Source organism: Coleofasciculus sp. G1-WW12-02 (assembly GCF_040219735.1).
GTDB lineage: Bacteria > Cyanobacteriota > Cyanobacteriia > Cyanobacteriales > Coleofasciculaceae > Coleofasciculus.
This window is the reverse complement of sequence record NZ_JAVJRX010000047.1, coordinates 14,868-33,967: the sequence shown is the minus strand read 5'-3', so window position 1 is coordinate 33,967 and position 19,100 is coordinate 14,868. Positions and strand designations below refer to the sequence as shown.

12 protein-coding genes are annotated in these 19,100 nt (G+C 47.2%); 7 read left to right on the top strand and 5 right to left on the bottom strand.

Annotated features, from left to right (window positions below):
- Nucleotides 1-108: 108 nt before the first annotated feature.
- Nucleotides 109-3,228 carry an MFS transporter gene (locus RID09_RS08255; RefSeq protein ID WP_446335468.1) on the bottom strand — a complete coding sequence of 1,040 codons (3,120 nt, stop codon included), beginning with the start codon at nucleotides 3,226-3,228 and terminating at the stop codon, nucleotides 109-111.
- Between the two features lie 309 nt (nucleotides 3,229-3,537).
- On the opposite strand from RID09_RS08255, the gene RID09_RS08250 reads away from it, so the two are divergent.
- Nucleotides 3,538-4,116: a TIGR04376 family protein gene (locus RID09_RS08250; protein WP_446335467.1), complete on the top strand. Its 579-nt coding sequence runs from the start codon at nucleotides 3,538-3,540 to the stop codon at nucleotides 4,114-4,116.
- A gap of 104 nt (nucleotides 4,117-4,220) precedes the next feature.
- On the opposite strand, the gene RID09_RS08245 is transcribed toward RID09_RS08250, so the two are convergent.
- Nucleotides 4,221-4,547, bottom strand: a complete 327-nt coding sequence (locus tag RID09_RS08245) for a hypothetical protein (RefSeq protein WP_446335466.1) — start codon at nucleotides 4,545-4,547, stop codon at nucleotides 4,221-4,223.
- A gap of 42 nt (nucleotides 4,548-4,589) precedes the next feature.
- Here RID09_RS08245 and RID09_RS08240 point away from each other — a divergent pair, with 42 nt between their 5' ends.
- The gene (locus RID09_RS08240; protein WP_446335465.1) at nucleotides 4,590-4,985 is read left to right on the top strand and encodes a PPC domain-containing DNA-binding protein; all 396 of its coding nucleotides are present in this window, start codon (nucleotides 4,590-4,592) and stop codon (nucleotides 4,983-4,985) included.
- Nucleotides 4,986-5,129: 144 nt separating this feature from the next.
- Here RID09_RS08240 and RID09_RS08235 read toward each other — a convergent pair whose 3' ends face one another.
- A complete protein-coding gene (locus RID09_RS08235; protein ID WP_446335464.1) occupies nucleotides 5,130-5,339 on the bottom strand; it encodes a hypothetical protein in 210 nt (69 codons plus the stop codon).
- A 538-nt stretch (nucleotides 5,340-5,877) separates the two neighbouring features.
- On the opposite strand from RID09_RS08235, the gene RID09_RS08230 reads away from it, so the two are divergent.
- The 3 genes from RID09_RS08230 to tatC all read left to right on the top strand — a co-directional run bounded on the left by RID09_RS08230 (nucleotide 5,878) and on the right by tatC (nucleotide 9,010).
- Nucleotides 5,878-7,635, top strand: coding sequence for an ABC transporter ATP-binding protein (locus RID09_RS08230; RefSeq protein WP_446335463.1), 1,758 nt, complete (start codon nucleotides 5,878-5,880; stop codon nucleotides 7,633-7,635).
- 66 nt (nucleotides 7,636-7,701) lie between these two features.
- Nucleotides 7,702-8,136 carry a beta-carboxysome assembly chaperone CcmS gene (ccmS, locus tag RID09_RS08225; RefSeq protein WP_446335462.1) on the top strand — a complete coding sequence of 145 codons (435 nt, stop codon included), beginning with the start codon at nucleotides 7,702-7,704 and terminating at the stop codon, nucleotides 8,134-8,136.
- Between the two features lie 100 nt (nucleotides 8,137-8,236).
- Nucleotides 8,237-9,010: a twin-arginine translocase subunit TatC gene (gene tatC / locus RID09_RS08220; protein ID WP_446335461.1), complete on the top strand. Its 774-nt coding sequence runs from the start codon at nucleotides 8,237-8,239 to the stop codon at nucleotides 9,008-9,010.
- 573 nt (nucleotides 9,011-9,583) lie between these two features.
- Here tatC and RID09_RS08215 read toward each other — a convergent pair.
- Entirely contained in the window at nucleotides 9,584-16,213 is a 6,630-nt protein-coding gene (locus tag RID09_RS08215) for a CHAT domain-containing protein (protein WP_446335460.1), read from the bottom strand.
- A 676-nt stretch (nucleotides 16,214-16,889) separates the two neighbouring features.
- Nucleotides 16,890-17,198, bottom strand: a complete 309-nt coding sequence (locus RID09_RS08210) for a hypothetical protein (protein WP_446335459.1) — start codon at nucleotides 17,196-17,198, stop codon at nucleotides 16,890-16,892.
- Nucleotides 17,199-17,573: 375 nt separating this feature from the next.
- On the opposite strand from RID09_RS08210, the gene RID09_RS08205 reads away from it, so the two are divergent.
- Nucleotides 17,574-17,888, top strand: a complete 315-nt coding sequence (locus tag RID09_RS08205) for an urease subunit beta (RefSeq protein WP_446335458.1) — start codon at nucleotides 17,574-17,576, stop codon at nucleotides 17,886-17,888.
- Nucleotides 17,889-17,936: 48 nt separating this feature from the next.
- Nucleotides 17,937-18,554 (top strand): sugar O-acetyltransferase, encoded by a 618-nt coding sequence (locus RID09_RS08200; RefSeq protein WP_446335457.1) that lies wholly within the window; start codon nucleotides 17,937-17,939, stop codon nucleotides 18,552-18,554.
- The last annotated feature ends 546 nt before the right edge of the window (nucleotides 18,555-19,100 follow it).

Genomic DNA, 19,100 nt, shown 5'->3' with positions numbered 1-19,100 from the left:
TTACTTTTCTATCCAAAGATAGATACAAAATGAAGGAAACAGGGATACAGGGGAATCCCTGGAGACGCGCCCTGATGTAGAGACGTTGCATGCAACGTCTCTACATCTTTAAGCAACACCTATAGCCCCTGCACCTGCGGAAGCCAACGCCGAAACCAGCGCCGTAGCAAACAGCCACCAAGCAGCTATCGCAGCGGCTTTGCGAGTTTCTTCGGCTTGGCGTTGTGCTTGATACTTAACCTGTTCTAGACGCATTTGAGCTTGTTTTTGGATACGTTCTGCCCGTTGTAGCAAACGAGTGCGAACCTGCTCGATCTGGTCAATCATCCGATTAGCATCGGCTTCGGAGATATCATCACGGGAACTGATAATAGCGACTAGGGTATCCCGATCAAAGTGAGACAAGCGATCGCGCAGTGCATCAAACCCAGCTTCTGGGTCATCAAATAACGTCTGGATATCTCGCTTGATGCCATCATAATTCAGCTCAGGACGCTCTAAATTATTGAAGTAGTTGCGAATGCGCTCAAAAATACCATCAATAACCGACTGGATGCGATGTTGCACCGTTCGGATTTGGGTGATCGCTTGGTCACGCACATTCACAATTTGATCGACAATTCGATTCACATCTTCTTCTGAAATATCCTCCCGTTGGGATAACAGCGCCACCAGCGTCGAGCGATCAAAGTGGGACAAGCGTTCTTGCAGACTTGACATTCCAGCACCGGGTTCATTCAGCAGCAATTGCACATCCCGCTTAATTGCTTCGGGATTGAGTTCCTCTTTGCCCGTAGAACGCAGATAATCAGCAAATGCTGCTTGAAAATCTTGTACAGTTTCCTGAGTCCGTAGCGCCCAGCGTCGGGGGGATTTGACTACGCCGCGAACGGTGGAAAGAACTTGATCAATGATCTGATTAACCTCTTGTTCACTCAGATCATCCCGTTGGGCGAGTAACTGTACCAGGGTATCGCGATCCATTGAAGCTAACCGATTTGTGATTAAACGGACTCCAAGCTGTGGATTATCCAGCAGTTTGGTTAAATCACGCTGAATCCCGTCTGGATTGAGTTCTGGCTTCCCGGTGTTCCGCAGATACTGAGCGATCGCCGACATGGTTTTATCGTATTGCTCTTTAGTTGTATCCACCATTTTTTGGGGGATGCGGCGAACACGAGTCCAGGTACCCTCAACCTGATCGAGAACTTGGTTAATTTGCGTTTCACTCAAATCTTGACGCTGACTTAACAGTTGTACCAACGTATCCCGGTCAAAGCGTTCGGCGCGTTTACGCAGCAGTAGCCATCCCACCTGGGGTTCATCCAAGAGTAATTTGAGTTCCTGTTCAATGGCTTGAGGATTCAGTTGATCTTTACCCGTGTTACTCAATATAGACTGAACTTTCAGCCACTGAGCTTCAACTTTTGCCTTAAGCGCCTCTTGGGTTTCTCTGGCTGTATCCAACACGCGATCGCGGGCTTTTTCCAGCTCAACGATTACGGCTTCCTGTTCAATAGGCGTTAAATCTTGGCGTTTCTCGACCAACCGCTCAAATAAGGGACGGTCAAACTGAGCCAGACGATTGCTTAGGTGTTCGTAATCGGCGTCCGGATCGCCGAGAATATCCCTGATATTCAGTTGAATGTTCTCAGGAGTGATTGCTTCTTTCGGCGCGGATAGGAGATATTGCTCCATGGCGGCTAACCGTGCGATCGCCTCGGCGCGTTCTCTGGCTGCGATCGCCACAGATAATGCTTCTAAGCGAATAATATCCAACCAGGTAGAAATTTCTCTGATCCGTTCTTCTGTAAAAACACCCCGCTGTCTCAACAAGTCAGCAAAATCTGACCGATTTAGCTGCTCTAATTCCTGCACCACGGTTGCTGGGTCAGCTTCTGGATCATATAGCACATCTCGGAATTCCCGATCCAGCGTCGGTTGCTGCATTTGCCAAGAATATTTATTGAGCAGGTAATTTTCCACATCTGCTCGCACGGTACTGTAAACTTCATCCTTACTACTACCACTGATTTGAGCGGAAACTTTATCAACCTGTTCAGTGACTTGGCTTCCGACGCTTTTAAGCTGACCAACAATTTTCTCAACATCAAAGTCTGACAGATCCGTGCGTCCCATCACCAATCCAATCAGACTATGCAAACCTGTGGATGCAGCCTGAGCCAGAGGTCCTGGATTTTGGGCTTTGCGGCGCTTGCGGAGTTCTGCTATCAAATCATCTAGCTTTTGGGTAAACTCACCGCTAACGAGCTGATCCGGCGTGGCAGACTGAAGATACTCCCTAAATTCTGCCATAGCATCTTGAGAAGAAGGCAGCCGATTCACCGTTTTCTTCCAGACGTTTTCGAGTTGGTCAACAATCCGATTCACATCCCGTGGGGCTAAATCGCTGCGGCTGCTAACTAATTCAATAAATGTCTGCCGATTAATATCACGCAGGCTTTCACTACCAGCAATCTCTTGTAAATTTGGGTCATTGAGTAAGTCTTCTAATTCCGTCCGAATCTTTTGCAGATTCAGTTCTGGAGGTCGTATAGACTGCATATAATCTTCTAGGTTCTCGCGAATCGTCTCTGGGTCAATGGCAGAACCCAGTTCTCGACGTACCGCCGCCGCCGCTGCTTCTGCAGTGTGCACCATTTCTTTTCTGACTGCATTACCCCCCATTACGGCTGTGGCGGTGCCTAAAATGGCTTGAAAACCAGAGGTAGCAGTACTAATTACTGAGCCGATTAAAGAACCAACCGTTGTCGAACTCACCCAAACCAGTAACGAAAAGTAAGTTGCCCAAATCACCAACCCGACGATCGCACCCAAGCCGGGACTCTCCAGCAAGCTTAATTCTACGGCAAATAGACAGGCAAAAAATAGTGCTAGGGTAACGCTAATTAATGTTCCTAACCCTAATGCCATACCAATCTTGCGAATCGTCCCCTGCATAGTCTCTGATGACTTATGATCAGACGAAGACGATGATGAGTCTCCGCCTCCAGCAAAGGAAATTCCCAACGCGACACCCAGATTCGTTAATAGCATCTGGAAAGCAAACGCTAAGACTACACCAGCGACTAATGTGGTAAAAAATTGGGGTCCGTCAAAGATGAGTGCAGCATCTTCGACGGTCTCGAGTCGCGGCTCTATCGGTATCTGTGCTATCCAAGCTGCCCAACTCGTGAGTCCTAATACTAGTCCCACACTCTCAACCATAATCTTCTTCCTCGTTGTTTCGGTTGTGTTAACGATGACTGGAATACCATTGCCTGTTTCTTGGCAGATCATCCTAGTCCTTATGCCAGAATCGTTGTCTAAAGGCTGAAAATCATCTCCCCAAGGGGTGAAACTTATGGGCAAGTTGCAAATTTATGCCTACCGATAGAGTGACTTGTGAGTTCATTTCGATCTCTTGTTCTTGTCCCCTGTTCCCCAATCTCACCTCAAAAGTCAACTTTTATTGTGTCCGTACTTATAAGGATGAGATAGTATGTTAGCGAGGCGCACGGGTATTAGGAGTCTGACGTGGGTTTATTTGAGGATCTCAATCGCTTTCTGGAAAATCGCCTGGATGAATTTCTCCGCAACAATCCCCATCTAGAGTTACAGGCACTCGAAGAGCAGTTGCGGGAGCAAGAAGAAGACACGTTGAAACTGATTGCTGATTTGCAACTTCAGCAAAAGCGCCTCCAGGACGAAATATTAGGAGTTGCCCAAGAAATTCAGCGTTGGCATGAACGAGTGAGTAAGGCTCAATCGAAAGGCAGACTTGATTTAGCCCAAGCCGCTCAACAGCGAGAAGCCGCTCTTTTACATCAAGGTAATCAACTCTGGGGCAAGATGGAAGGGGTTAAACAGAGAATTGCTCAGACTAAAGCATTACAGCGTCAGATTCAAACCCGTCGTAATGAAGTGCATACCAAGGCAAGAGAAGCAGAAGCCGCCCGCGCTCAAGCCCAAACTCAATCTCAGTGGCAGACATCAGCTTGGAACCAGAATTCAAACTACAACATTGGATCAGGTGTAGATCCGTTGGAGTCTCAGTTTCAGCGCTGGGAAACCGATGAGGAGTTAGATCAAATGAAACGGAATATGGGGCGCTAATCTGCCTTGGTAAGGCTATATCTAACACCACATTGGGATAGGGGCAATTTGAGTAGACATGGCTAGGTATGGCTAGATATTAGGTTAAACTTACCTCTCCCCATTTACCCATCCCCGGATGAACGGCGAGGAATCGTAAAGGAAATCGAGCGATGCAGTTTAGGCATTAGTGTGGATGACGATGGATTAAGTGCCGTCGAGTTGGATGCTGGATTGGCACTCTCCACAGATGGAGCCTGAGTTTGATTAGCCGGGAATTGCCTGGATTGTAGAGAGACAAACCAACCGGGAGATTTACCGTAGTTAGATGCGATCGCGAGTAACGCTCCTGCCAAAATTAATACTGGCATGGGCAAGGTAAAATGACTCATCCACTGAGACAATTCTATTAGGCTAAATAATACCACAAAGGTGGTAATTACAACTCTCATATATCTGACTTGAAATTAGCGCCGCCGCCCTAATCATACACCATGCAAATTTTTGCGCTTCGCTTAAAACCCAATGATGATTTAATGACAAGCTTAAGGCATTTCGTCGCACAGCACCAGATTGAAGCTGGGTTTATGATTACAGCTGTGGGCAGCCTACAACAAGCCACCCTGCGCTTTTCGGGTCAAAATTATGCTCAAGCCTTCAAGGAACATTTCGAGATTGTTTCCTTCGTTGGCACTCTGTCTATCCATGGTATCCATTTACACATTGCCCTGTCGGATAAAAAAGGGAAAACAATCGGGGGGCATCTCCTAGAGGGATGCATTATCTATACGACGGCTGAAATTATTATAGGCGTCAGCGATAATTTAATTTTTCTGCGAACAATAGATGAAACGACGGGATATAAAGAGCTAGAAATCAAACCTAAATAAAGTTTACTATAGGACAAGCTGAAACCTGTCTTCCTCAAATCTAGCCAAATCAGTCTATCACAGTCATTTAGGCTCATAAACTCAAAACAGATGAGCTTAATACTCACTCAGACAGTCGCACAAAGCCGATTGGATAATAAAAAACTATTCCTCACCTAGAATGAGCTGAAGCGCCCGATGTGCTTCCTGTAGGGTTTGGAGTTCTGAATTAAACTTCCATAGATAGGGCTTAACTCTATTTCCTCCAACAATAGCGGGTTCCCAAGCCGTCAGTTGCCATCCTTGCTCAGTCGCGGTGAGGCAATAATCAATCCGGGGAGGAATAATCGGGGTGTTGGCGTTAGTAATCATCATTGCTTGCTCGTAATACCCTTAGTGGTCAAAAAAATTGTGATTTAGGGTAAGGAAGCGATCGCCTATAGCTTACTGGTGATGCCCTGATTCCTACCAATCATCATGCCACCCCTTTCGGGAGTTGGTATGGTTTACCCGTCATCTTTACCGAAATATCATAATTCAGTTGGAACAAAACACGAGGTTATGGGAGGTTGCCGAAGTCTGTGTGAGACTGAGCTTCATACAAGCTTCACATAACCCGGTTGAGTGAATATACTCATCTTACGGAGATCGAAGTTGAAAGCCCCCGTCTTTTAAGCGGGGGATGAAAACGGATTTTAAGAAAATAGGCAACAGGGAATAGGGAACTCTTAACGGGGAACAGGGCATTCTCTATTATCCAATTGTGTTAATAGGTTCTCCTTTGCTGAAAGAGCGTTTAACCTTATAGTGCAAAATATCAGTTGAATCAGCTTTTTGTCCAGTCAGGGTAATCTGCGTGTCCAGTTCAAAAGAAAAGAAGCACTCCCAAATCAGGAAGCCTCTGTCCAAATCAGTGTCCCCTCTCAAGCGTCTATTCGCCTACGGTCATAACTATCGCACCCAAATCTGGCAGGCGATCGCGTGTTCGGTTCTGAATAAAATCTTTGACTTAGCGCCACCTGCGTTAATTGGTGCGGCGGTGGATGTAGTTGTCCAACAAGAGGATTCCCTCATCGCCCAACTCGGCGTCACCGACATCTTCACTCAACTGTTGATTCTGGCGTTGCTTAGCCTGATCATCTGGGGATTAGAATCCATCTTTGAATATGCCTACAACCGACTCTGGCGTAATCTAGCACAGACGATTCAGCATGACTTGCGCTTAGATGCTTATGCTCACTTACAATCCCTCGACTTAGCTTATTTTGAGGATAGGAGTACGGGCAGGTTGATGTCTATTCTCAACGACGATATCAACCAACTGGAACGCTTTCTTGATGTTGGCGCCAATGAAATTCTCCAGGTATCCACAACCGTTGTGATTATTGGCGCCACCTTCTTGATTCTGGCACCTGGTGTGGCTTGGATGGCACTTCTACCCATGCCCTTTATTCTCTGGGGTTCCATCACCTTCCAGCGCCGCCTTGCTCCCCGTTATGCTGATGTGCGGGAAAAGGTGAGTTTACTCAATGGGCAATTGGCAAATAATCTGACAGGAATAACTACAATTAAAAGCTTTACGGCGGAAGCTTATGAAATCCAGAGGATCAGCGCCCAAAGCCAAGCCTATAGCCAAAGTAACCGTCGTGCGATCGCACTATCTGCGGCATTTGTGCCGTTGATTCGTATCCTCATTTTATTGGGCTTTGTCGGAATTCTCCTCTATGGGGGTATGGAAGCGGTAGCTGGGAGATTAGCCGTCGGTACTTATAGCGTGTTAGTATTTCTCACTCAGCGCTTGCTGTGGCCCCTCACCCGACTGGGACAAACCCTCGATCTCTATCAACGAGCGATGGCGTCTACAGCCAGGGTGATGAATCTGTTAGATACACCGATTACTATGCATTCGGGCGAGATTTCTTTGCCAGTAACTCAGGTGCGGGGTGAGTTGGCGTTAAAAAATATTACTTTTTCCTATCAGGGACGCCATCCTGTGATAGAAAATCTTTCCCTTCATATTTCGGCGGGAAAAACCATTGCCATTGTCGGTGCGACGGGTTCGGGGAAAAGTACCCTCGTCAAGTTATTATTGAGACTCTATGAAGTCCAGGAAGGAACCATAACCCTCGATGGTATTGACCTGCGCCAGCTTCAGTTAGCTGATTTACGCCGCGCCATTGGTTTAGTCAGTCAGGATGTGTTTCTGTTTCATGGCACTGTGCGGGAAAATATTACTTATGGTAGTTTTGATGTCACGTTATCTGAGGTAACGGAAGCCGCAGAAATTGCTGAAGCCCATGAATTTATCTGCCAACTCCCCCAAGGATACGACACAATTATTGGGGAGAGAGGACAAAAGTTATCCGGTGGACAGCAGCAGCGATTAGCAATTGCCCGTGCTATCTTAAAAAATCCCCCCGTGCTGATCCTCGATGAAGCCACCTCCGCCGTAGATAACGAGACAGAAGCCGCCATTCAGCGATCGCTAGAGAAGATTACCCAAAACCGGACAACGATCGCGATCGCTCATCGCCTGTCTACAGTACGCAATGCCGATTGTATTTATGTTATGGAAAAGGGTAAATTAGTTGAACAAGGCACCCATGAACAATTACTGGAGCAACAAGCAATTTATGCGATGCTCTGGCAAGTTCAGTCTGGGGTTAAATAAGTCATTCGTCATTGGTCATACTCGCTGTCCTTGAGAAGCAAGCTACGTCATTGGGAATTGTAAACCATGATCATGTTCAGTAAACCTCAGCCGAATAAGCCAGAGGATCAGTGGAAAGTTAAGCTAAATAAGTTTGCCAAAGAACATAGTAAGGAACTGGCGGCGCTGTCATGGGGACTCTTTCTGGAGAAGGGCGAAAGCGACGAAACGTTGGGAATTGACCTGAAACCCCAACCCCACTTTGTCTATTGTCCCAAAGCGGCGCTGGAAAAACTGAATCAAAAGGTTGATAACTATCTTCAGGAAATGATAGGTATTGTGAATGCTCACCAACCGGATAAAGAAGTTTTAATGATTGGGATTGGCAATGACCAAATTAAATTAATTCATTTTGAACCCGAATCCCCACCCCCCCTCTGTTTTGAGCAAGTGGGTAAAGATGTAGATACATTGCTCAAAGAGCTAGAACAGCGTCTGAGTGAATTTGGTATTTGTCCTTAGTCATTTGTCAAAGACCAGTAAATTTCAATTAAATATCAAAATGGAATGAAACCTAGAAATCGGTACAATAGTTAACAAAACCAACCAACTCGACAAACTGATGACGCCTGACGTAGAAACTTTACCCCAGCAACCTGCTGACACGAGTGAAACCAACTACCTCGACGAACTTCCCAATGATGCCGAAATGTCGCTGTTCGATCATTTAGAAGAGTTGCGGCGGCGAATTTTCTATTCGCTGCTTGCTGTCGCCGTTGGTGCTACTGGCTGCTTTGTGGCGGTTAAATACATTGTCCAGTTATTGGAAATCCCCGCTAGAGGCGTTAAGTTTTTGCAATTAGCTCCCGGTGAATACTTCTTTGTTTCCCTGAAAGTGGCGGGTTACAGTGGTTTGCTGGTTGCGACTCCTTTCATTCTGTACCAAACTATTCAGTTTGTCTTACCTGGGCTGACTCGCCGCGAACGACGCTTGATTGCACCTGTGGTTTTAGGATCTAGTGTTCTGTTTTTCGTGGGGTTGGCATTTTCCTACATCGCTTTAATTCCAGCCGCGCTGAAATTCTTTATTAGTTACGGTGCTGATGTCGTTGAGCAAGCTTGGTCAATTGAACGGTATTTTGAATTTGTGCTGCTACTCATGTTCAGCACAGGGATAGCCTTTCAAGTGCCAATTATTCAGATTCTGTTGGGAAATTTAGGAATTGTCTCATCCTCACAAATGCTTTCTGGTTGGCGGGTTGTTATTTTGGGTGCCGTGGTTTTAGGCGCTGTGTTAACTCCCTCTACTGATCCTCTGACTCAAAGCTTACTCGCTGGTGCTGTCATCGGTCTTTACTTTGGCGGAATTGGTTTGGTTAAGCTGTCAGGAAAGTGATTGAGTTCGTAGTAAGGGGCGAGCCTGTTATCATCCTTGGTTGATTATTAGCGTGACAGCGATAGTTCACGACTTGATCAAAAGTGACGTGAAACTCCCTCATTTCTGATGCTTGTTTGAGCATTAGATGCATCAAACGGTTTTTTTGTCAAATCCGCCCCTGAGTAAGTTGATGAAATTGGGGATTGAAACACGTTTGTATTTTCTCAATTTTTGCCAATTAAGGAAAAAAATTGACGTTAATTTAAGGGTTTGATGGGTTTCTCTTGGAAAAATGACTATAAAAGAGCCATCATACAAGATTCAATTTTGCTATACTACAACCAAAACCAACGTGAAGTCAAGCTTTGCCAGGAATTTCCGACTGAAGCCCTCAGTCCGATTATCTTGATTAATTTAAAACTCAACGGATAAATCGAAAAGTTATCGTTATGGGATAGAGCCGCCGATGAGATGCAACCGGACATGAGAATATCCCTGTGGTATGGCTGGGATGATTTCCATCCCGTAGTTAGGGTGGAACTGTCAGTGGTTTCGCGATCGCACCACCAGCAAAAAAGCTCCCCCTGCTCTTTACCAAGGACTACCAATCATCGTAAACGCTGCCCAATAATAAGGATGAGAAAAGTTTTGATTGTCGGACGATCCCGATACAACAGGACGATTTTCCCCTACCCCCAACCCACGCAACTCTCCTGATTCCACACGCACCTCCCCTCGCAGCAGGGCAAGTTGGGCGCGTCGGAGTGCTTCGGCTTTAATCGTTACATCCGGTTGACCCAATTGGTGGTAAAATTCGCTCATTAGCGCTAATGAACCGCCATCACTGACATACCAGAGACTGGCTAAGGCCGACTTGACCCCAGCCTTCACCGCTAATCCGGCAAAGCCTAACTCAGCTTCTAAACTGCCAAAAGCGGTACGACAGGCGCTTAAAACTAATAGGTCTACTTGGGGCTTCTCATGCCAACCCAGTTGCCGCATTTGGTCTAATTGTAGTTTCGTGTCCCAAAGCTGAATATAAGAATTGCTGGGGTCTCCGTCTTGGAAATCAGCATGACTGGCAAGGTGGATAATTTGCCAAGGCTTTTGTTGGCGCTGAGTTTGCAGATTATTGAGGGTGAATTGGTCATTGAGATAAGCTTCCCCTGACCAGACTTTTTGGGTAATCGTTTCCAGTTCAATGGGGACAGCAGGTAAGGGTCTTTGGTCAGTGAATTCAGAAGCGCCCATTGCCAGGACTGGGGCATCTTTAATCGGATTGTAGCGGGTATTGGTCAGGCTGACACTGGGGATAGAACCAATGGCGTATTTTTCAATCAAAAACTTCTCCCCGTCGTGTAACGCCGCCATGGGGATGGTGCGTAAACCCGCGTCCATGGAAAAAATGAGGGTGTCGATACCTAGGGCTTCTAGATCAGGTTCTAGGGGAGCAATCATCCAATTATAGAGTTGTTGCCCGGGTCTTAAATAGGCAGTGGGGCGTAGGACATTGGTGACCGTGCGGCGGAATTCGTCTAGAGTCTGTTTCAGAGTTTTGGCATTAGCGGCGGGAATGGTTTTGCGGATGGGAGTACCGTCGGGAACGATCATAATCAGTTCCAGTTGGTCGGGTAGGGAAACGGCGTAGACGATAACTGGGTGGGTTCCGGTTTCAGTGGTGATGGTGTTTAGGGTATTGCGAATGGTTTCGACGCTAGCTTCTTCGTTGGCGATGTCTTCACCTAAATAGTCTTCGTATTCTCCTTCAAACAGGTCATCAATGGCGGGGATGGCATCATTGAGGTTTTGAGCCAGTAGGTTGGGGATGTTGATGCGTCCCGTGTCTAGGTTTCCTGTACCGGGAATATTCCAAACAAAGCTAGATTCCCCGGTGAGGGGATCTTGGTTGACTGAGGTTTGGGCACCGACAATATCGCCTACGAGAAAAGCTAAATCGGTTTGGGCGTCGCCAGGGGAATCAGAGGGGCGTTCTGAACCCGATGGGGGAGAAGGTGGGATGGGGGGTTCTGAGTTAGAACCGGGTGCGGGGACGGAGATAATTTGAATGCCGTCTTGGGTGTGAGTGTAGGGAAATTCGGCTGTAGGGGAAATCGTTTGTTCGGGTAAGGTATTGCCTGTGGTAATTGCCCCGGCTGTACCATTGGTACTGGCATCACCAACAATAAAGGGAGTGACGCCGGCGCCGCCATGACGAATCGTAATTGTACCCCCTGCGGTGACGCCGCCTGTGGAAATGCTGGCGGTTGTGCCATTGAGATTGGCGAAAGAGTCAGTGGCGCGGAAGAAGCGGGGGGTGGTGATATCGACAGCGCCACCTGTGCCAGCAATGCCGCCTTCAGTGTTAATGCCTGCGACGGTAATATCGCCATTATCTGAGTTGAGGGTAATTTTACCCCCATTGCTAATCGCTGATGTGGAGGATAGGGGTAGGGAACCTGTATTGATGCTGGTGGAAGCATTGAGGGTAATATCACCGCCATTACCATTACTGGAAAAAGAGACTATACCGCCTTGATTAGTGAAGGTGTCGTTGAGGATAGTAATGGAACCACCGCTATCAATGTCAATTGTGCCACCATTTCCATTGGCACCGCTGGCGATGATGGTTTGGGTGGTAATATGGCTAGCCCCATTGAGGGTGATATTACCGCCTGCGCCGTTACTTAAAGCATTGAGAGCGCCTGTGATTATCTCATTACCACTGGTAAGGTGTATGTCACCACCGTCACCGTTAACGCCATTGGTGAGAAGGTCTTGGGTGGTAATTTTGCCCGTAGATTGAAGATTGATATCACCACCATTGGTATTGCTTAAACCGTTGAGAATGGCTGTGGTGATGTTGCCGTTGCTATTGAAGTTAATTGTTCCACCTTGACCATTTTCGCTACCGAATAAAATAGTGTCCGTGGTGATATTACCTGCTGCATCGAAAGTGATGTTGCCGCCATTGGTATTTCCAGAAACGTTGAGAATGGCTGTCGTAATAATATCGCTGTCGCTATTCAGATTAATGGTTCCCCCCTGACCGTTTTCACTGCTAGCAATGATGCCATTAGTATTAATTTGACCAGCAGATTGGAGGGTAATAGTACCGCCACTGGTGTTTCCAGAGGCATCAAGAATAGCGGTTGTGATATCGTTGTCGCTATCCAGGTTGATAGTACCGCCAGTGCCGTTGCTGCTGGTTGTTGAGATGTTATCGGTAGAGATGTTATCTGTGGCTGTGAGGGTGATAGTTCCACCGTTTTGATTACCGATAGCATTGAGAGTGCCTGTGGTAATTTCACTGTTGCTGGTGAGGCGAATCGTTCCACCATTATTGCGTGTGCTATTGGTGTTGATGTCGTTGGTGATGATAGTTCTCGCCGCATCAAGAAGAATATTGCCCCCATTTTGATTACCGATAGCATTGAGAGTGCCTGTGGTAATTTCACTGTTGCTGGTGAGGTGAATCGTTCCACCGTTATTGAGCGTGCTATTGGTGTTGATGTCGTTGGTGATGATATTACCAACCGCATCGAGGGTAATCGTGCCACCAGTTCCATTACTTTCAGCACGAAGCGTTCCGGTACTCGTATTAATCCCACCCCGGTTATTGATCAGAGTAATATTTCCACCTGTGATAGTACTGGCTGTGATATCGCCACTGGCATTATTCGTTAACCCATCACCTGTACCGAGAATTAAGGTTGTATCCCCTGTGCCAGAATTGAGTGAGATTCCAGGGGCGATGGAGATGACGGCTTGACCTGGGTCACGATGAGCATTGACAACTCCATTGGCAGTGGTTTCGTTGCTAATCAGAGTGAAATTGCCATTATCGGTGAAGATATCTGCATTGACGAGAATGCTGCGCCCTGCCTGCATGGTCAGGTCACCACCATTGCCATTGGGATTGGTGCTGGTAATGGCACGGTTTACAGTAATGTCATTATTGGCTTGGAGGACGACATCTGTACCTGCACTCAGGGTTTGCTGTAAAGTGCTGGGGGTGAGTGTAACCGTGGCGCTGGGGTCAGTCCTAAATTGGAACTGGTCTGGATTTAAACTGGGAATGGTTAGGGGAGTGGGATTGGTTGGTGCAACGGTTACTCGACCGCTGCCTTCGCCTAAAAAGCTGACTAAAAAATGTTCATTTATGGGATCTTCAACTACTGTAGTTAGATTGGCGTTGGCTGTGCGACCCACAATGCTGTTCTGGGGATTGATAGTATTGATGCCATCCAGAGTTGTCCCTGTGGTGCCATTCCCCCAGGTGACGGCTCCCGCATCATTTACCCCGCCGTTATCCCAGTTGGAGCTGCGGACCACATAATTGCCGTTGGTCAGGGCGACGACGCCAAAGTTGCCCACTCGGTCAAATGCTTGAGAGCCAACCAAACTATTGTCCTGGCTGACCTCTCCGGTTATCCCGGTGCTGCCATTCCCCCAGGTGACGGCTCCCGCATTACCTACCTCGCCCTTGTCCCAGTCGGGGCTGCGAACCACATAATTGCCGTTGGTCAGGGCGACGACGCTGCCAAAGTTGCCCACAAAGTCATCGGCTTGAGTCCCAAACAAACTATTGTCCTGGCTGACCTCTCCGGTTATCCCGGTGCTGCCATCCCCCCAGGTGACGGCTCCCGCATTACTTACCCCGCCGTTATTCCACAAGTTGCTGCTGACCACATAATTGCCGTTGGTCAGGGCGACGACGCCATTACTGCCCACTCGGTCAAATGCTTGAGAGCCAACCAAACTATTGTCCTGGCTGACCTCTCCGGTTATCCCGGTGCTGCCATTCCCCCAAGTGACGGCTCCAGCATTACTTACCCCGCCGTTATTCCACAAGTTGCTGCTGACCACATAATTGCCGTTGGTCAGGGCGACGACGCCATTACTGCCCACTCCAGAGGTACTCACAGAGATACCCACTCGGTCATCTGCTTGAGAGCCAACCAAACTATTTTCCTGGCTGACCGCTCCGCTAATCCCGGTGCTGCCATTCCCCCAGGTGACGGCTCCAGCATCACTTACCCCGCCGTTGTCCCAGTCGGGGCTGCTGACGACATAATTGCCGTTGGTCAGGGCGACGACGCTGCCAAAGTTGCCCACTTCGTCACCTGCTTGAGAGCCAACCAAACTATTGTCCTGGCTGACCGCTCCGCTAATCCCGGTGCTGCCATCCCCCCAGGTGACGGCTCCAGCATCACTTACCCCGCCGTTGTTCCAGTCGGGGCTGAGAACCACATAATTGCCGTTGGTCAGGGCGACGACGCGATTGTCGCCCACTCGGTCAAATGCTTGAGAGCCAACCAAACTATTGTCCTGGCTGACCGCTCCGCTAATCCCGGTGTTGCCATCCCCCCAGGTGACGGCTCCAGCATCACGTACCTCGCCGTTGTTCCAACTGTGGCTGCGAACCACATAATTGCCGTTGGTCAGGGCGACGACGCCAGAGCCAGGGAATTCGTCATCGACGCCCACGTAGTCAAAGTTTTGAGAACCCGTCAATGTGCTAATCAGCGCCCCTGTCTCACCGTTATAAAGATAAACCGCCCCCGCATTCTCTGCGGCAAAGTTATCCCCCGGCTTAGTCACCACCACATTCCCCGTACTCAACGGCACAATATTCTGCCCAAACCCCGTCCCACCCCCTTCATTGGGGTCAACCAAATCAAACAACTGCGGGAATTCTATGCCATCGACATCATCATCAATCACAATATTTTTCGGGTCAAGCAACAGCGTCCCGGCTTCTCCATTCACCGCCCCCGCTTCCACCACACCTGCCATCGCCAGTGTCTCTTTCCCCGACACTTCCACAAACCCACCATCACCCATAACTGCACCCCCCCGCGCCTGAATCGTACCCGCAAATTGGGTGAGTTGGTCTGACCAAGCAATCACTTTACCCGCATTTCCCTCAGTTAGCGCATCTGCCCTGAGAATAGTGGCATGATTAATCAGTGTATTTTGGGCATTAACCATCCCCCCTTGCCCCAGATTCAGGGGATTTCCCTGAAAGTCACCCCCAACTAAAATCTCCCCACCCCCGCTATTACCACTTACATCCACATCTGCCGCTAACAGCCGCACATCTTGACCAAACAGATGCACAGAACCGCCCACCTCTCCTGTGGCATCAAACCTACCAGAGGTAGTTAATTGAGTCTCCTCTCCCCCATAAACCCCAATCTCTCCCCCCTGATGAGTCCCCGTCGCCGAAGTCAAAGCACTCGCCGTCTGAATCAGCGTCCCTGTATAATCAATCTGAATTTCCCCACCCTGACCATCACTCCCACTGGCACTAAGAATCCCACTATCCAACAAATTCTTCGTTTCAATCTGGATACGCCCGCCATTCTCCCCATCCGCCGTAATTTGTCCCTGGTTATACACTACAGTTCCTGCCAGATTAACCTCTCCGGCATCAGGACTATCCACAGAAACTTGCCCCTGATTATTCACTTGTCCCTCAGTCCCCGTCAACAACACGGCTAAATCCAAGGGCTGAACCGGGATCACCCCTCCCTCACCATCCTGGGGTGGGACAAACTCCAAACTCAACAAATGTCCCGGTTGACTCACCCGGACTAAATTCTCTCCGGCTACAGCCGCAATATTAATATTACCCCCTGGTGCGGTGAGTTCTCCCTGATTCGTTACACTCCCCCCTAGTAAGGTTAAAGTCTGACCTTCACCTACTGCCAAATTCCCCTCATTAACAATACTGCCCGACTGCGCCAAATCAAAGGCAAACTGACTAGGATTCCCAATTAACGTTTCGTAGTTATTATCCCCAAAAGCATTAAACCAACCATTATCCTCAAACCCAATTCCCGTCGCCGTAGTTGCGGTGAAATCCCCCATCACATTTAACCGAGAATTCACACCAAACACGATTCCCGCCGGATTGATTAAAAATAAATTAGCATTCCCCCCCGTCACCTGAATCAACCCATCAATCATTGAAGCATTCCCGCCCACCACACGCCCTAAAATATTTTGAATATTTGGTGTAGAGAGAAAATTAGCAATCTCATTGGCAGAAAGTTCAAACTCCTGCAAACTATGAAACAGGTTTGCCCCATCCCCCGATAAAGAACCCCCAAAAATATCGTACTGATTCCCATTAATTGTTACCACAGTACCCGTACCATCCTCAGCCTGGGTAATCGATTGCGCCTGAACTGGAGACATGGAGTGAAGCGTAACCATGCCCAGAGAAATTATTCTCCCTAAAGAGAATAATCCAGGTAACTTACCAACGGAGGAGTTGCACATTTTGCTAACCTGATTTTCACAAATATGCCTAAAATTCTGGCACATTTTTTTGAGAATAGGTCAGGGTTAGTTTGCCCCAAAATTGCGGGTTAACCTCAGGGAATGTTCGGCTAAACCCGCTCCGACAGTTACGCCTGTTCTCTTAGCGGTTGATGTTGTGAATCCTTGACTTAATATTTGGTTACAAAAAATTAATCGAATCGAGAGTCACTTTAACGGTTAGCGAAGCGTAACGCACCATTATTCAATGTTATGTCAGTTTAAACGGAAATCTTAGGAGTGAAACCGATTCATTTAATTTTAATCTTTGTTGTCAGTATTCGTCTCGTTTAAGGCACTTTAGTGCCTACTACGAACCTGCGCGATCGCAACCAATTCCTCAAAGATGGACAGCTATCGGGATAGAAGCTAATCGCAACGGTTCTATTTACCGATTTAAAAGGCTTCACCACGATTACCGAAAACACCGACCAAGAAACCCTGATGGTTTGGTTAAATGATTACATGAATGTCAACAACTGCCAAATCCTTGTAATGTGAGCATCTTGCTCGCTACCCATTCCCAATTTAAATGCGTGACAGCTTAATAGCCATTCGGATCTACTTCAACTTAACATTGTTTCAGCAGCGCAATCCACATATCAGGCGGGCTGGAATAGTAATTAATCTTATCCACTTGATAGCGATTTGAAGTAGAGCCTCTGTGCAAAATGAGATAATCACCGGGTTCTACGCCTTGACCTTGTTCTGTCATGTAAGCCCGAATTCCGCCATCTTTCGGGACGAAGACATGGTTGTGACGGTCATTGGATAGTTTATAATGATGTGTTTTATTCAGTCGCTGGGATGGATTGGAGACAAATTGTTGGCTTAAGGACAAATCCGTGCGAGAAAGAGTTGCTGACTGGGTTGAGGACATATCTGATACTTATTTCCTTGTCGTTACAAGTTGTTAGAAAAATTTATTTTTGCAAAGGAAATGTTACATTTTCCTACCAATTGTGCGTTGACTAATTAACTTTTATCAAAATTAGCGGTTGGCTATCTCAGCAAAATAGCGTAATTTTTATCCGCATGATCACCGAACTCCCAACTCATTAATGATTGTAAACATTAATCAAGGTAAGTATACAAAATTAAAATTATTTATCTAGCCAACAGGCTAAATAGTCGTGTATTATTAACAGATTTAGATTCGTTGACAGTTCTCAAGGCAGTTGCAGCGCTGGGAGTAGTTGCTGTCATTGAAATCAACATTACTTGTACTTTTGTAAACTTTTATTAAAAATAGACGATGATTCCAGGGGAACAAATCATCCAAAAGGGAGAGATTGAACTGAATGTGGGGCGTCCAACCTTGCACCTGTCGGTAGCGAATACAGGCGATCGCCCGATTCAGGTAGGTTCTCATTTTCATTTCTATGAAGTGAATGACGCTCTATCATTTGACCGAGAGCCAACCAAGGGGATGCGGTTAAACATTCCGGCGGGTACAGCCGTGCGCTTTGAACCGGGAGATGAACGGGAGGTTGAGTTGGTACCGTTTGTCGGTAGCCGTCAGGTTTATGGGTTTAATGGCAGAGTGAATGGGGCGCTGGATAATTATTGACTTCTCCACGTCAAAAGAATGGTGGGGAAACCGGGCAAAACGCAAACAATGATAAACTGGCTGGATATTGCTTTGATGAAGCAGATGACCGAAAAACAGAGGATGTTAGCAGGAGAGCTATATCTAGCATCTGACCCTGAATTAAAAGCATTACATAATCGAGCCTGTCAACTGACGCGCTTGTACAACTCCACAATGGAAGACGAAGTAGAGACGCGATCGCAACTTTTACAGGACTTATTTGGCAAGCTGGGATCTAATCCTCAAATTAGTCCTCCCTTTTACTGTGACTATGGCAGTAATATCTATGTCGGCGATAATCTCTATATGAACTATGGTTGTGTGATTCTCGACTGTAATACGGTTCATTTAGGCGATAATCTGTTATGTGGACCTTATGTGCAGATTTATACAGCCTATCATCCTACCGATCCAACCCAAAGACTAACCGGACGCGAACTCGCCAGACCGATTAATATTGGTAATAATGTCTGGATTGGTGGCGGTGCAATTATTTGTCCAGGTGTCACGATTGGCGATAATACCACGATTGGTGCCGGTAGCGTTGTTACCAAAAGTATTCCTGCCAATGTTATCGCCGCCGGAAATCCCTGTCGGGTTATACGAGTGGCAAGTACGACTCAACCTCCAATCCTGGAAGTGTAACCGGTTTCATCCCCCGACTGAAGTACGGGGGCTTTCACCATCGCTCATGCTGTAAAAAAGCGCGATCGCTATCTCTTGTTGAAAGAGAATGAGTTGCGATCGCGCATTCTTATCTATCAGTGGCGTTATTTAAATAAAGACCCTTATCAAACACGTCACATGAACCTGAAAATGCACCCTAACATTCATTTACCAGTACCTGTTCGGGTAGAGCCATCTCTTTCAACCAATAGCCCCATCGATACAGGTTTTGCCGTCGCACAAAGCTTTGTCTACTTTAAACAAACAAAGCTTGAAAAACCTAACGGCTTTTTTAGTAAATGCTCCCTAGCTCAATGTCGTCAACATCAATCGTCAGCAGCAATGGGATTTTCTTCTTGCTATGAGAGCAAATTCCATTGCTTGTAATACGTCCTAGTAACCTTCTTTAGAAGGAATACTAACTATGGTAAAGAAGAATACAACTATTGTCAACGCTTTCGTAATACACTGTATTATTTCAATGCCGACTTTCCCGATAGTTATAGTCGGGGCAATTCAGGAATC

What these genes read in the sequence shown, in the direction of transcription:
- RID09_RS08210 (WP_446335459.1), bottom strand. Translation starts at nt 17,198, where the DNA reads ATGTCCTCAACCCAGTCAGCAACTCTTTCTCGCACGGATTTGTCCTTA.
- RID09_RS08205 (WP_446335458.1), top strand. Translation starts at nt 17,574, where the DNA reads ATGATTCCAGGGGAACAAATCATCCAAAAGGGAGAGATTGAACTGAAT.
- RID09_RS08240 (WP_446335465.1), top strand. Translation starts at nt 4,590, where the DNA reads ATGCAAATTTTTGCGCTTCGCTTAAAACCCAATGATGATTTAATGACA.
- RID09_RS08200 (WP_446335457.1), top strand. Translation starts at nt 17,937, where the DNA reads ATGATAAACTGGCTGGATATTGCTTTGATGAAGCAGATGACCGAAAAA.
- RID09_RS08255 (WP_446335468.1), bottom strand. Translation starts at nt 3,228, where the DNA reads ATGGTTGAGAGTGTGGGACTAGTATTAGGACTCACGAGTTGGGCAGCT.
- ccmS (WP_446335462.1), top strand. Translation starts at nt 7,702, where the DNA reads ATGATCATGTTCAGTAAACCTCAGCCGAATAAGCCAGAGGATCAGTGG.
- RID09_RS08215 (WP_446335460.1), bottom strand. Translation starts at nt 16,213, where the DNA reads ATGGTTACGCTTCACTCCATGTCTCCAGTTCAGGCGCAATCGATTACC.
- RID09_RS08245 (WP_446335466.1), bottom strand. Translation starts at nt 4,547, where the DNA reads ATGAGAGTTGTAATTACCACCTTTGTGGTATTATTTAGCCTAATAGAA.
- RID09_RS08235 (WP_446335464.1), bottom strand. Translation starts at nt 5,339, where the DNA reads ATGATGATTACTAACGCCAACACCCCGATTATTCCTCCCCGGATTGAT.
- tatC (WP_446335461.1), top strand. Translation starts at nt 8,237, where the DNA reads ATGACGCCTGACGTAGAAACTTTACCCCAGCAACCTGCTGACACGAGT.